Raw genomic sequence first — 13799 nt, forward strand, 5'->3', positions numbered from 1 at the left:
CTTTCCCCCTTGTTCAGGTCACAGCGCCACGCAATCGGCATAGTGGCGGACGATCCCATCCGCGCCGACTTCCTGGACCAGACCGTGGATATCGGTTTCGAACCCCGGACATTCCAGCGCGAAGGCGCGGTTGAACTGCAGGTATTCCACGATCTTGCGGTTAAAGACCTCACCCGGGACCAACAGGGGGATGCCCGGCGGATAGGGGGTGATCAGGCTGGTGGTGATGCGCCCTTCCAGCTCGTCAATCGGCACACGCTGGGTGGTGCGGCGGGCGATCTGCGCGAAGGCATCCGAGGGCGTCATGGCCGGGTGGTGGTCGGTCAGATAGATATCCGTGGTCAGGATCGCCACGTCATATTTCGCATAAAGCCGGTGAACATGGCTGCACAGGTCGCGCAACCCCATCTGTTCATAGCGCGGCTGCTTGGCCGAAAACTCCGGCATCGACCGCCACAAGGGCTGGTTCTTGTCGTAATCGTCCTTGAACTGCTGCAGCGCGGTCAAAAGCGAGTTCCAGCGGCCCTTGGTGATGCCGATGGTGAACATGATGAAGAAGGAATACAGCCCGGTCTTTTCGACCACGACGCCATGTTCGGCCAGGTATTTCGTGACGATGCTGGCGGGGATGCCGGTCTCTTGGAACTTGCCGTCCATGTTCAGGCCCGGCGTGACCAGGGTGGCCTTGATCGGGTCCAGCATGTTGAACCCCGGCGCCATGTCGCCAAAGCCGTGCCAAGATTCCTCGCCATCCGAGGGCTGCACGCCTTCGGCATCGGTGCGCTTCAGCACCCAATCCGCGGTGCGCCCGATGCCCTCGTCCTCCAGCGCCTCGGGGCCCCAGACCGTGAACCACCAATCGTCATCGCCAAATTCGGCATCCACCTTGCGCATGGCGCGGCGGAAATCCAGCGCCTCGGCCAGGCTTTCTTCGACCAGCGCGAGGCCGCCGGGAGGCTCCATCATCGCCGCCGCCACATCGCAAGACGCGATGATGGAATATTGCGGCGAGGTAGAGGTGTGCATGAGGTAGGCTTCGTTGAACAGGTGGCGGTCCAGCTTGGTGTCATGCGCATCCTGCACAAGGACATGGCTGGCCTGCGAGATGCCCGCGAGAAGCTTGTGGATCGACTGGGTGACATAGGTCACGGCATGTTTCGGCCGCGCGCGTTTGCGGCCCATCGCATGAAAGCTGCCATAGAACGGGTGGAAGGCAGCATGGGGCAACCAGGCCTCGTCGAAATGCAGGTTGTCGACATAGCCGTCCAACAGGCCCTTGATGACCTCGGTGTTATACAAAACCCCGTCATAGGTCGACTGGGTCAGGGTCATGATGCGCGGCTTGACCGTGTCGGCATCGACGCCGGCCAGCAGCGGATTGGCGCGGATCTTGTCCTTGATCGCCTCGATTTCGAACTCCGCCCGCGGGATCGGGCCGATGATGCCGTAATGGTTGCGCGTGGGCTTCAGGAAAACCGGGATCGCGCCGGTCATGATGATCGAATGAAGGATCGACTTGTGGCAGTTGCGGTCCACGACCACGACGTCACCGGGGGCGACCGTGTGGTGCCAGACCATCTTGTTCGATGTGCTGGTGCCATTGGTCACAAAGAAACAGTGATCCGCATTGAAGATCCGCGCGGCGTTGCGTTCGGAGGCGCCAATCGCCCCGTTGTGGTCCAGAAGCTGACCCAGCTCCTCAACCGCGTTGCAGACATCGGCACGCAGCATGTTTTCACCATAGAACTGGTGATACATCTGCCCGATGGGCGATTTCAGAAAGGCCACGCCGCCGGAATGGCCGGGGCAGTGCCAGGAATAGGACCCATCCTCGGCGTAATCCAACAGCGCCTTGAAGAAGGGCGGCTGGATGCCTTCCAGATAGGTCTTGGCCTCGCGGATGATGTGGCGGGCGACGAATTCCGGCGTATCCTCGAACATGTGGATAAAGCCGTGCAGCTCACGCAGGATGTCGTTGGGCAGGTGGCGCGACGTCTTGGTCTCACCATAGACAAAGATCGGGACATCGGCGTTTTTCCAGCGCACTTCCTCGATGAAGTTGCGCAGGTTCAGGACGGCGGGGTCAAGGTCCGGGCCGGGGGTGAATTCCTCGTCGTCGATGGACAGCACAAAGGCGCTGGCGCGGGACTGCTGCTGGGCGAATTTCGACAGATCGCCATAAGAGGTCGCGCCGAAGACTTCAAAGCCCTCGTCCTCGATGGCCTTGGCCATGGCGCGGATACCAGAGCCCGAGGAATTCTCGGAGCGGAAATCTTCGTCGATGATGACGATGGGAAAGCGGAACTTCATGCAGGTGTCCTCACGCGGGGGGCGGCCTTGGTGCTTTAGCGCCTGGGCGCAGCGATTGCCAGTTTTCATCGCGGGACTTGGGGGGTGTCACAAAAGCTTCACTGGCGGGGCCTGTTCGTTTCTATTATTCCTGAATCATGGAAATGAATCAGGCCGCCCAAAGTTTCACCGCCCTTGGCCATCCCGGCCGCCTGGCCGTCTTTCGCATCCTGATGCGGCGGGCGCCGGGGCCTGCGCGCCCCTCCGAGATCGCCGAGGCGTTGGGGATGAAGGCCAACACGCTGTCCCATCACCTGGCCGACCTGCAGGCCGCGGGGCTGATCGGGGTCACGCGTGAGGGGCGGTCGCTGCTTTACGCCGTCGATCTGGCGCGGGCGGGGGCGCTGGTGGGCTATCTGGCCGAGGATTGCTGCCGGGGCCGGGCGGATATTTGTGCGGAGATCAAGACGATGACGACACCCTATGACGTGCTGTTCCTGTGTTCGGGCAACTCGGCCCGGTCGATCTTTGCCGAGGCGCTGCTTCGCGACCTTGGCGGGGCGAAGTTCCGGGCCCATTCGGCCGGCACCCGGCCCGGCAGCCAGCTGAACCCCTTTGCGCTGGATGTTCTGGTGCGCAATGGCCATGACCTGGCCGGCCTGCAGTCCAAGCATGTGGCCGACCTGCAGGGGCAGAAGATGGATTTCGTCTTCACCGTCTGCGATCAGGCCGCGCTGGAGGAATGTCCGCCTTGGCCCGGTCAACCCGTCACCGCCCATTGGGGCCTGCCCGATCCGGTCAAGGCCACGGGGACGGATGCGGAAAAGGGCCTTGTCTTTGCCCAGACCTATGGCGCGCTGCGTCGCCGCATCCAGGCCTTTGCCGCGCTGCCCTTCGATCAGCTGGACCGGCTGGCCCTGCAAACCCGGCTTGACGCCCTTTCCAAGGAATAACCCATGACCCGCATCGCATTGAACGGCCTTGGCCGGATTGGCAAACTTGTCCTGCGGCGGCTGACGGATATGGGCGTGCCCCTGGCCCTGATCAACGACGCCACGGGCACGCCCGAACAGCACGCCCTGTGGCTGGAGTTCGATTCGGTGCATGGCCGCTGGCGCACCCCCGTCGGCCACAAGGACGGCGCCCTGGTGATCGCGGGCGCCGACATCCCGCTGACCCAGGCGAAACGGATCGAGGACCTGCCGCTGAAGGCCATGGGCATCGACGTGGTGATCGACTGCACCGGCGTTTTCAAGACCGCCGAAAAGGTCGCGCCCTATTTCGAGGCGGTGCCGCGCGTGGTGGTCTCGGCCCCCGTGCCGCAGGCCCTGAACATCGTCTATGGCGTCAATCATGACCTTTACGACGGCTCGCAACGCCTGATCACCGCGGCCTCTTGCACGACCAATTGCCTGGCGCCGGTGGTCAAGGTGATCCACGAGGGGCTGGGGATCAAACATGGGTCGATCACCACGATCCACGACGTGACCAACACCCAAACCATCGTCGACCGCCCGGCCAAAGACATGCGCCGCGCGCGCTCGGCCCTGTTGAACCTGATCCCCACGACGACCGGATCTGCCACGGCCATCACCGCGATCTTCCCCGAGCTGAAGGGGCGGCTGAATGGCCATGCGGTGCGGGTGCCTTTGCTGAACGGGTCGCTGACCGATTGCGTCTTCGAGGTCGCCCGCGAGACATCGGCCGTCGAGGTCAACGCCCTGCTGCAAAAGGCCGCCGAGGGTCCGTTGAAGGGCATCCTGGGGTTCGAGACGCGGCCGCTGGTGTCGTCGGATTACACCAATGACGACCGCTCGGCGATCATCGACGCGGCCTCGACCATGGTGATCGCAGGCACCCAGGTGAAGATCTATGCTTGGTATGACAACGAATGGGGCTATGCCTGCCGCCTGGCCGATATCGTGCGGATGGTGGCGGGATGAGGGCCTATGCCACCGTAACCGCCGCCTATTGGGCCTTCATGGCCACGGATGGCGCCTTGCGGATGCTGGTTCTGTTGCACTTCAACGCCTTGGGCTTTTCGCCCCTGGCGCTGGCCTGGCTTTTCCTGCTGTATGAGCTGGCGGGGATCGTCACCAATCTTTGTGCGGGCTGGATCGCGGCGCGCTTCGGTTTGGCGGTGACGCTTTGGGCGGGGCTGGGGTTGCAGATCGCGGCGCTTACCGCGCTGGGCACGCTGGACCCGGGGTGGAGCGTGGCGGCCTCGGTCGCCTTTGTCATGGCGGTGCAGGGCGTCAGCGGCGTGGCCAAGGACCTGGCCAAGATGTCGTCGAAATCCGCCGTCAAGCTTTTGGCGCCGAAGGGGCAGGTCTTTCGCTGGGTCGCCTGGCTGACGGGATCGAAGAACGCGGTCAAGGGTCTTGGCTTTTTCATGGGCGCGGCGCTTCTGGCGCTGGTCGGGTTTCAGGGCGCGGTCTGGGGGATGGCTGTGGCCCTGGGCGTGATCCTGGCCGCGGTCTGGGCCTTTTTGCCGCCCGGGCTGCCCATGGGGGCCAAGGGGGTCAAGTTCTCCTCTGTCTGGTCGCGGGATATCCGGATCAACCGCCTCAGCCTCGCGCGGCTGTTCCTGTTCGGGGCGCGCGATGTCTGGTTCGTCGTGGGCCTGCCGGTCTATTTCCAGTCGGTCCTGTCGGATGGCAGCCCCGACAGCCGCCGCGCGGCCTTCTTTGTGATTGGCGGTTTCATGGCCTTGTGGATCATCGCCTATGGTGGGGTCCAGGCGCTGGCCCCCTGCATCCTGGGTGCAAGGACCCGCCCCGAGGCCGAGACCCAAGCCGCCGCCATCACCTGGGCGGGGCTTCTGGTGCCCATCCCCCTGGCCCTGGCGCTGGCGGCCTGGATGCAGGTGCCGGGCCTGACCTGGATCATCGTCGCGGGGCTTTTGGCCTTTGGCTTTGTCTTTGCCGTCAACTCGGCGGTCCATTCCTGGCTGATCCTGGCCTTTTCGCGCGACGAAAGGGTCACTCAGGATGTGGGCTTCTATTACATGGCCAATGCGGCGGGGCGGCTTTTGGGGACGCTTCTGTCGGGGCTGTCCTATCAATACGGCGGCCTGCCGCTGTGTCTTGCCACCGCCGGAGCGCTTGCCGCCCTGAACTGGCTGGCCGCCCGCAGGCTGGGACTTGCGGCAAGGGCGCCGGCGCGCTAGGCCCGGGCCCATGTCAGATACCTTGCCCCCGTGCCCCGAATGTCGTTCCGCCTTCACCTATGAGGTCGAAGGCCAGTTGACCTGTCCCGAATGTGGCCATGAATGGACCGCAGGCGGCCCCGCAGGCGCCGAAGTGCGCGACGCGGTCGGCAATCTTTTGGCCGATGGCGATACGGTGACGTTGATCAAGGACCTGAAGCTGAAGGGCTCGTCCACGACGCTCAAGGTTGGCACCAAGGTGCGCGGGATCAGATTGGTCGATGGGGATCATGACATCGACTGCAAGATCCCCGGCGTGGGCCAGATCGGCCTGAAGTCGCAATTCGTCAAGAAGGTCACGGGCTAGGCCAATAGCGGCACGCGGCGCCGGGCGGTACGGGGCGAGGCGGGAGGGGCCGAGGCGGGCCTCGCCCGTCGCCACAGCCCCTGCATCGGCACGGCGGCTATAGACGTGCGGGCATAGATGTCTTGTGACCCCCCATGCCGTCGGTCCGGCGGCTAATCCCGCCCGGTCAAGACGACCTGCAGCGCGGGGCCGATCCGCGCTGCGATGCGGGGGATATCGGCCCCGGTCAGGACGGGGATATGGACGATCTGGCGGCCCAGAACCACGCCCATCAGCATGGCCGCCACCAGACCCGCGCGCAAGGCCGCATCCGGCCCGCCCAGTTTGGGGGCTATGACCTGGACCAAGCGGGCCTGAACGAAATCCCGCACCAGCTCTCCGGCCGCCTCATGGGCCACGGCGGCGCGCATCATGGCCAGCAAGGCCGGCGCGTCCTCGGTGTCCTCGGCCCAAAGGCCCAGGAAGGCCCGGGCGATCTGCGGGCCAAGTGTGTCGGGGGGGCCGTCAAAGGCCTCGGCCATCACGCGCATGGCCTGGGGGGAAACCTCAAGGCAGGCCGCGAAAAGCTCGTCCTTGGCGCGGTAGAATTGCATGACCAGCGCCGGATCGACCCCGGCATCGGCGGCCACCTGGCGGATCGTGGTGGCCGCAAAGCCATCCCGGGCAAAGCGGCGTTTGGCGGCCTGCAAGATCGCATCCCGCGTGGTCGAAGGACCGGCACGACGGCCACGCTTGGCGGGGGATTCAGGAACTTGGCTCATTGACACAGTGTAGTCGATTCGAGTATATCATCAAGCGTTGATATAACGGACGACCCAAGGTCGCCCCTGGCAGAATGCCCCCCCAGCACAAAGGCACCTGACATGACCAAAATTGCAAAGACCTTCGTCCCCGCCTTCCCCTATGAGGCCGGCCCCGCTCATGGCATCCTTTCGGCTTTCGAGCCCGGCAGCCGCATTCTGCCCAAAGGGTTCCAACTGGCGCCGCAGTTCCGCCCGCTGACCTGCGACATCCTGTTTGAAAAGGACGTCCCGGTGCGGTTGCGCGATGGCGTCACGATCTATACCGACATCTTCCGCCCCTTGGGTGCCACGACTGTCCCCGCGATCATCGCCTGGAGCCCCTATGGCAAAAGCGGCGGCTCGGCCCCCAAGACCACCGGGCTTTACGCGACCTTGGGCATCGACAACGGGCTGCTGTCGGGTCTGGCCAAGTTCGAGGGCCCCGATCCGGCCTATTGGGTCGCGCAGGGCTATGCGATCTGCAACCCCGACCCGCGCGGCATTGCGCGGTCCGAGGGCGATGCGGTGCTGTTTGGCCGCCAAGAGGGTCAGGATTGCCACGACCTGATCGAATGGCTGGCAGAGCAGGACTGGTGCTCGGGCAAGGTCGCCATGTCGGGGACCTCTTACCTCGCCATCGCGCAATGGTTCACCGCCGCCGAACAGCCGCCGCATCTGGCCGCGATCAACCCGGTCGAGGGGGTCTCGGACGCCTACCGCGACCTGTGCAAGCGCGGCGGGATGCCCGATCCGCATTTCACCCGGCGGCTGCAGATCAACCATGTGGGGGCGGGCTTGCGTGAGGAGGTGGCCGAGGCCGTGGCCACGACCCCCTTCGCCGATGCGGCCCTGTGGACCGACAAGGCCGTGGCGCTGGAGCGCGTGCAGGTGCCCGCCTATGTCGTGGCCAGCTATTCCAACACCTTGCACACGATGGGCACCTTCCGCGCCTGGCGCCGGATCGGTTCGCCCGACAAGTGGTTGCGCATCCATAACAATCAGGAATGGCCGGATTACTACGAGGCCGCAAACGTCGCCGATCTGACCCGGTTCTTCGACCATTTCCTGAAGGGCATCGACAACGGCTGGAAGACGACCCCGCGCGTCCGTTACGCCGTCCATGACATGAAGGGCGGCGACCGGATCAATGTGGCAGCAGACAGCTTCCCGCCCGCAGGCTCGGTCCTGACGCGGTATTACCTGGATGCCCGCACCCGGACCCTCGGGCTTGCGGCAGGCACCCCGGCCGAGGCGGTCTATGACACTGCGGGCGAGGCGCCGATGGCCTCTTTCGTCCACCGCTTCGACCATGAGGCGACCTTGGTGGGCTATCCCAAGGCCTCGCTTTGGGTCGAGGCGCGGGGCCATGACGACATGGACCTGTTTGTTCTGGCGCAAAAGCTGGATGCGCAGGGGTCGGTGCTGACCCAGTTCACCGTGCCGGCCCAAGGCGCGCTGATGCAGGACCTGACCGAAAACGGCGCCTCGGTGCTGCGCTATAAGGGGTCAAATGGACGGCTGAGGGTCTCGGCCCGGGCTTTGGATGCGACCTCGACCGAAGAAGTCCCGGTCCACAGCTTTGACCGCGTGGAAAAGCTGTCGCCCGGTCAGGTGGTGGAGGTGCAGATCGACATGTTCCCGTTGGGGCTGTCCTTTGCCCCGGGCGAGCAGCTGCGCCTGGTGGTGGGGGCGCGCAACACTTTGGGGTCGATGATGCCCGGAACCCCGGCCTATGCGCCGGAAAACCAGGGCCTGCACGTGATCCACACCGGAGGCGACCGCGCCTCATACCTGCAACTGCCCGTCATGGGGTGAACCTTGCGCCCTAGGCGCGAAGTCTTGGGCGTCGCATCAAGACCCTCATCCGCCGTGGTGTGACCCGTCAACGCCCGACCAGAAGCCCCCTCTGGGCCGTCACGATCTTGCAAGTGCGCGCCAAGTCCTGCGGGCAGATGACCCGAAGGGGCGTGCGGGTGATCTTGGCCCGGATCGGCCCCTCCCTTGCGGTGGACCGGGTCCCGGACCAGATTGCCGCGCGATTTTGGCGCGCTTTGGGGGGACAAACTCTGGGCTGAAGACCGGGGCGCGGTGACAGGGCTTTGGGGGGAATTCCGGGATAGAGGGACAAGCGCCACCCTGTGACGCCTCGCCCTGGCACATGACCTGACCACATGTCCGATCAAACGGCCCCCCGTTGGCAAAGGGCGCGCCCTGTTGCGCCGCCATGGTCTGCGTTCAGTCGTGGCGGCGGTCAATCGTGGCCGCGTTCAATCGTGAAGGTCGATTTCCTCGTTGATCTCGTCGATGACCGCCAGCCTTTGCTGTGCCGCCTCGCCTGACTGGCCCAGATAGGCGATGGCCAGCATCCGCAGGACCGACAGCAGCGTCGTATGGCTGGGGATCGCGCCATAGCTGGCCACATGGCAACCGATGACCAGCCGCGAGAACCTTTGCGCCCTTGCATAGTATTGGTGGTCGGTCAGGGTGATCACGTTCATCCGCGTCGTGCGGGCATAGGCCATCAGGCTTGGCAGCGTCTTGGGCCGCGGCTCCAGCGTCAGAAGGATCAGAACGTCGCGCGGGCCGGTCATCGCCAGATCTTCGGCCCAGGCGCCCTGATGGGTGCCCAAAAGCTGCACATCGGGGCGCAGGCGGGCAAAGGTCTGGCGGGCGTGGCGGGCCAGACCCTCTTCGGCGCCGAACCCCAGCACCCAGAGGCGGGGCGCGGCATGGATCAGCCGCGCCGCCTCGGTCAGGGTATCGGCGCGCATCTCCTCGAAGGTGCGGGTCAGGTTCAGAAGTTCCAGGTCCAAGTGGTTGCCGATGGATCGCCCCAGGGCCACCGGCTCGGGGGCCTGGGACCAGGCATAGGGCTGGGTGCGGTTGCGTTCCTCGCGGGCCTGGGTCTTGGCCTCGTCGAAATCGGCATAGCCCAGCGACTGGAAGAACCGCGCCGCCGTGGCCTTGGAGACACCCGCCAATCCCGCCATCTCGGTCGCGGAATGGGTTTCGACAAGTGCATGATTCTCAAGCAACAGCGCCGCGATTTTTTGCTCGGCCTTGGTCAGGCGGGAAATCCTGTCCTGAATCCTTAGGGTTAGCCGAGTTGCCATTTTCCGCCCGTCACGCTTGCATTTGTGAAACCGTTGTTTCAGCATTGTGAAACACCGAAACGGTTCAGGTCGATCATGTCCAAATCCAAGATCATACGCCAGCAAATTTGGTCCCGGCTGCGGGACGTGGCCAAGCCCGACACCCGCTTTCACCTGAACTTTGCCGAGGTCATCCCGGACTTTCAGGGCTCGGAGGCCGCCACCGATTTCGTGGCCTCGATGCCCGCCTATCAGGCGACCCGTTTCGCCTTCATCACGCCGGACAACTGCCTGGTGGACCTGCGCCGCCGGATGATCGCGGAGGGAAAGCCCTTCGTCATGTCGACCTATGGCATCTATCGCGGCTTTCTGTTGATCGAGCCCGGCATGGTCCCGCCCGGCGCCGAGCTTTACGCCGCCTGGCTGGACGGGATGGAGCATTTCGGCCGCCCGATCACGCTGGCAGAGATCGCCAGGCGCGGCAGGTTCGACTTCATGGTCACAGGGGCCTCGGCGGTTTCGGTCGATGGGGTGCGCTTTGGCAAGGGGCATGGGTTCTTTGACCTGGAATGGGGCATGTTCACCGATCTTGGGCTGGTGGATGAAACCACCCCGGTCGTCGCCGTGGTCCATGATTGCCAAGTCGTCCAGGAAAAGCTGACGCCCTCGGAAACCGACATCCTGGTCGACCATATCGCCACGCCCAGCCAGCTTTACACCGTGGGCCGCCGCGCCAAGCGCCCGCATGGGGTGAAGTGGCCGCTGTTGGACCCCGCCCAGATCGACGCCACCCCGCCCTTGCAAGAACTGCAACGCATCCAAGGCCTGACATAGGCCAAGGTCTTTCACAGGAGAGCCGCCATGAAACTGACGCTGAACCGCCGTTCCTTTCTGAGTGCCGCTGCCGCCCTGCCGCTGATGCCGCGCATGGCCCGGGCGGGCACGCCCTTTGCCTTCCAGGCCTCCTGGATCAACGATGCCGAATTCGCGGGCTATTTCACCGCGATGGACCAGGGCTATTACACCGCCGAGGGGCTGGACCTGACCTATCTGTCGGGCGGCCCCGATGTGATCCCGGAAACCGCCGTCATCGCGGGCAAGGCGGACCTGACCCTGACCACGCCGGACACGACGATCCTGGCGATCAGCACCCAGGGCGCCAAGCTGAAGATCATCGGCACGCAGTATCAGAAGAACCCGGTGGGCATCGTGTCCCTGGCCAAGAACCCGATCAAGACCCCGGCGGATATGGTGGGCAAGACCATCGCCGTGCCGCCGGTCAACACCATCAGCGTCGAGGCGATGTTGGCGATGAATGGTATCGACAAGGCCCAGGTCAACATCGTGCCCTATGAATACGACCCGACCCCGCTGATCAAAGGCGAGATCGACGGCTCGCTCGATTTCACCACCAACGTGCCCTACACGATCAAGCTGGCCGGAGAGGATGCGACCTCGTTCCTGCTGTATGACTTCGGTTATACGCTGTTCAACGACACGGTCGTCGTGACCGAAGAGACGCTTGCCGCCAAGCGCAAGGACATCGTCGCCTGGCTGCGGGCCTCACGCAGGGGCTGGGTCGATGCGCTGGCCGATCCTGCCGTCTGGCCGCCCAAGTTCAAGGACACCCATTTCGCAGGCACCGGGCGCGAGATCGACAACGAGGTCTTTTTCAACACCGCGCAAAAGCCGCTGATCGAGGCCGAGGCCGGGATTTTCTCGATGTCCGAAGAGGCGATTGCCGCGAATATCGAGGCGCTGTCCAAGGTCGGCATCAAGGGCAGCCGCGACATGTTCGACACCACCTTGCTTGAGGAAATCTGATGACGGCGCCCGCAGGGATCGCATTGACCGGCCTGGCCAAGACCTATCAGGGTCGCGGTCAGGTGGTCGAGGCCCTGCGGGATGTCACCCTGACCTGCGCGCCCGGCAGCTTTACCGCGCTGATCGGGCCGTCGGGCTGCGGGAAATCCACCGTCCTGCGCGTGGCCCTGGGGCTGGAGCCGCTGAACGCGGGCCGGGTCCTGATCGGCGGTCAGCCGCCGGAACAGGCCCGGGCGGTGGGCGTCACCGGCGTGGCCTTTCAGGACGCGGCGCTTTTGCCCTGGCGGACGGTCGAGCGCAACATCGCCCTGCCGCTGGAGGCTTTGGGCCGCGATGTCTCTCCGCACCGCGCCCGCATCCGCGAGTTGATCGCCCTGGTGGGGCTGAAGGGCTATGAGACCGCCTTGCCCGGGGAATTGTCTGGCGGCATGCGCCAGCGCGTCGCCATCGCCCGCGCCCTCGTGACCGAACCGCAGGTCCTGTTCCTGGACGAACCCTTCGGCGCGCTGGATCAGATCCTGCGCCGCCAGATGAACATCGAACTGCAGCGCATCTGGGCCGAGACCGGGGCCACCGCGCTTCTGGTCACGCATGGCATCGACGAGGCGGTCTTCCTTGCGGACCGCGTCGTGGTCATGCAGGCCCGCCCCGGACGCATCACGGCCGAGATCGCCATTCCCTTCCCCCGGCCCCGTGCGCCCGCGCTGTTCACCGACCCAGCGTTCCACCAGATGGAAGACCGCATCGCCGAGGCCCTGCATGGGGCGTAACGGCCTTCTGGCGCTGCTGGTGTGGGAGGTCATCGGGCGGCTTGGCCTGATCCATGGCGCGCTTCCGGCGCCCTCGGCCATCGCCATCAAGGTCTGGGCCGACCGCGCCGATTATCCGCCTCATGTCTGGGCGACGCTGCAAGCCTCGGGCGCGGGGTTTGCCATCGGCAACCTGGTGGCCATCTTGGCCGGGATGGCCTTTGTCCTGTTCCCCCGCTTGATGCAACTGGCGCGCGGGGTGAATATCGCGCTTTTCGCCCTGCCGCCGCTGGTCGTGGCCCCGATCCTGTCCCTGGTGCTGGAGGGCATGGCGCCGCGCATCACCCTTGCGGCACTTGGGGTCTATTTCGTCACCATGTCGGCCACCGTCGCCGGCCTGATGCACTACGACCGCCGCGCCGCTGATCTGGTCGCGGCCTATGGCGGTGGCCGCCTGGCCGTCCTGCGCCTGGTGCAACTGCGCGGCGCGGTTCCGGCGATCCTGTCCGGGTTTCGCGTGGCCGCCCCCAATGCCGTCCTGGGCGCCATCCTGGCCGAGTTCGGCGGCGGAGGCCGCTGGGGCCTTGGCGCCTATCTCCTGGGCTCCCTCGGGCGCGCCGATCCGGCCCGGCTTTGGGGCATCGGGCTTTGTGCCACGGCCATCGCCGGGGCCAGCTATGCCGTCTTTGCCCTGATCTCTGCCCGGCTTCTCGGCTCCAGTCGGGCGATTTCGCTGAACCCGACGCTGCCACCGGTCGCCACACAGGACCCGGCCTGGCTGCGCCTGACGCTTGGCCTTGGGTCGGCGCTGTTGCCCTTTGCCCTGTGGTGGGGCGTGCTGGCGATCCTCGCCGCCCCCGAGATGATCGCCAAGACGCCCCTGGCCGTGGCGACCTACCTGACCTCGCCCGATACCGCCCCGCAGGCCTGGGCGCGGCTCTCCGAGGCCCTGGCCGAGACCCTGCCCATCGCGGGCCTGGGCCTGATCCTTGGGCTGGGCCTGGCCTTTGCGCTGGCGGTCAGTGGGCGGCTGATGCCCGGCTTTACCCGCGCCTTCCTGCCCGTGGCCCTGGTGACGCAGACCATGCCGCTGGTCGCCCTGACGCCCCTGCTGGTGCTGATGCTGGGACGGGGTCCGGCGCTGACGCTTTGGGTCACGATCTCTGTCACCTTCTTTCCGGCCTATGTGCTGATGGCGCAGGGCCTGGCGCAGGTGCCGCAGGGCGCGATGTATGTGGCCCATGCCTATGGCGCCAGAGGCTGGCGCGAGATGCGGTTGATCTCGATCCCGGCCAGCCTGCCCTGGGCCTTTGCCGCCGCGCGCCTGACCGTGCCGCGCGCTTTGCTGGGGGTGATGATCGCGGAATGGCTGGCCACCGGGCAGGGGCTTGGCGCGTTGTTGAACCAGTCGCGCGGCTATCTGGATTTCGGCATGATCTGGAGCATTGCCACCCTGACCGTGCTTTTGTCCGTCGCGCTTTATCACGCCGTCCTGATGGTCGAGCGCCGCGTTCTGCGCCGGTTGGGGATGGCTGCGGCGGAATAGGG

At 65.3% G+C, this 13799-nt stretch carries 12 protein-coding genes; 9 read left to right on the top strand and 3 right to left on the bottom strand.

The window, feature by feature from the left end:
- Positions 1 to 18 precede the first annotated feature (18 nt).
- Positions 19 to 2310, bottom strand: a complete 2292-nt coding sequence (locus tag NX862_RS14250) for an arginine/lysine/ornithine decarboxylase (protein ID WP_264494792.1) — start codon at positions 2308 to 2310, stop codon at positions 19 to 21.
- A gap of 137 nt (positions 2311 to 2447) precedes the next feature.
- Here NX862_RS14250 and NX862_RS14255 point away from each other — a divergent pair, with 137 nt between their 5' ends.
- From NX862_RS14255 to NX862_RS14270, 4 genes are read left to right on the top strand one after another with little or no spacing between them, the layout of a single operon-like run.
- A complete protein-coding gene (locus NX862_RS14255) occupies positions 2448 to 3242 on the top strand; it encodes a metalloregulator ArsR/SmtB family transcription factor (RefSeq protein ID WP_264494596.1) in 795 nt (264 codons plus the stop codon).
- Positions 3243 to 3245: 3 nt separating this feature from the next.
- On the top strand, positions 3246 to 4232 hold the full coding sequence (locus NX862_RS14260; RefSeq protein WP_264494597.1) for an ArsJ-associated glyceraldehyde-3-phosphate dehydrogenase: 987 nt from the start codon (positions 3246 to 3248) through the stop codon (positions 4230 to 4232).
- Positions 4229 to 5458, top strand: coding sequence for an organoarsenical effux MFS transporter ArsJ (arsJ, locus tag NX862_RS14265; protein WP_264494598.1), 1230 nt, complete (start codon positions 4229 to 4231; stop codon positions 5456 to 5458). Before NX862_RS14260 ends, arsJ begins: the two co-directional genes overlap by 4 nt.
- A gap of 10 nt (positions 5459 to 5468) precedes the next feature.
- Positions 5469 to 5804, top strand: a complete 336-nt coding sequence (locus tag NX862_RS14270) for a zinc ribbon domain-containing protein YjdM (protein ID WP_264494599.1) — start codon at positions 5469 to 5471, stop codon at positions 5802 to 5804.
- Between the two features lie 152 nt (positions 5805 to 5956).
- Here NX862_RS14270 and NX862_RS14275 read toward each other — a convergent pair whose 3' ends face one another.
- The gene (locus NX862_RS14275) at positions 5957 to 6565 is read right to left on the bottom strand and encodes a TetR/AcrR family transcriptional regulator (RefSeq protein WP_264494600.1); all 609 of its coding nucleotides are present in this window, start codon (positions 6563 to 6565) and stop codon (positions 5957 to 5959) included.
- 102 nt (positions 6566 to 6667) lie between these two features.
- Here NX862_RS14275 and NX862_RS14280 point away from each other — a divergent pair, with 102 nt between their 5' ends.
- Complete coding sequence (locus NX862_RS14280; RefSeq protein WP_264494601.1) at positions 6668 to 8401, top strand: CocE/NonD family hydrolase; 1734 nt, start codon at positions 6668 to 6670, stop codon at positions 8399 to 8401.
- Between the two features lie 452 nt (positions 8402 to 8853).
- On the opposite strand, the gene NX862_RS14285 is transcribed toward NX862_RS14280, so the two are convergent.
- A complete protein-coding gene (locus NX862_RS14285) occupies positions 8854 to 9699 on the bottom strand; it encodes a MurR/RpiR family transcriptional regulator (RefSeq protein ID WP_264494602.1) in 846 nt (281 codons plus the stop codon).
- Positions 9700 to 9774: 75 nt separating this feature from the next.
- Between NX862_RS14285 and NX862_RS14290 the strand changes: the two genes are divergently transcribed.
- Genes NX862_RS14290 through NX862_RS14305 form a run of 4 tightly spaced genes read left to right on the top strand, consistent with a single transcriptional unit; the run spans position 9775 to position 13797 of the window.
- Positions 9775 to 10512, top strand: coding sequence for a 5-formyltetrahydrofolate cyclo-ligase (locus tag NX862_RS14290; RefSeq protein ID WP_264494603.1), 738 nt, complete (start codon positions 9775 to 9777; stop codon positions 10510 to 10512).
- Positions 10513 to 10539: 27 nt separating this feature from the next.
- Entirely contained in the window at positions 10540 to 11502 is a 963-nt protein-coding gene (locus NX862_RS14295; protein WP_264494604.1) for an ABC transporter substrate-binding protein, read from the top strand.
- Positions 11502 to 12272 (top strand): ABC transporter ATP-binding protein, encoded by a 771-nt coding sequence (locus NX862_RS14300; RefSeq protein WP_264494605.1) that lies wholly within the window; start codon positions 11502 to 11504, stop codon positions 12270 to 12272. Before NX862_RS14295 ends, NX862_RS14300 begins: the two co-directional genes overlap by 1 nt.
- Positions 12262 to 13797, top strand: coding sequence for an ABC transporter permease (locus NX862_RS14305; RefSeq protein WP_264494606.1), 1536 nt, complete (start codon positions 12262 to 12264; stop codon positions 13795 to 13797). Before NX862_RS14300 ends, NX862_RS14305 begins: the two co-directional genes overlap by 11 nt.
- Positions 13798 to 13799: the final 2 nt, after the last annotated feature.

Source organism: Stagnihabitans lacustris, from assembly GCF_025950525.1.
Taxonomy (GTDB): Bacteria; Pseudomonadota; Alphaproteobacteria; order Rhodobacterales; family Rhodobacteraceae; genus Stagnihabitans.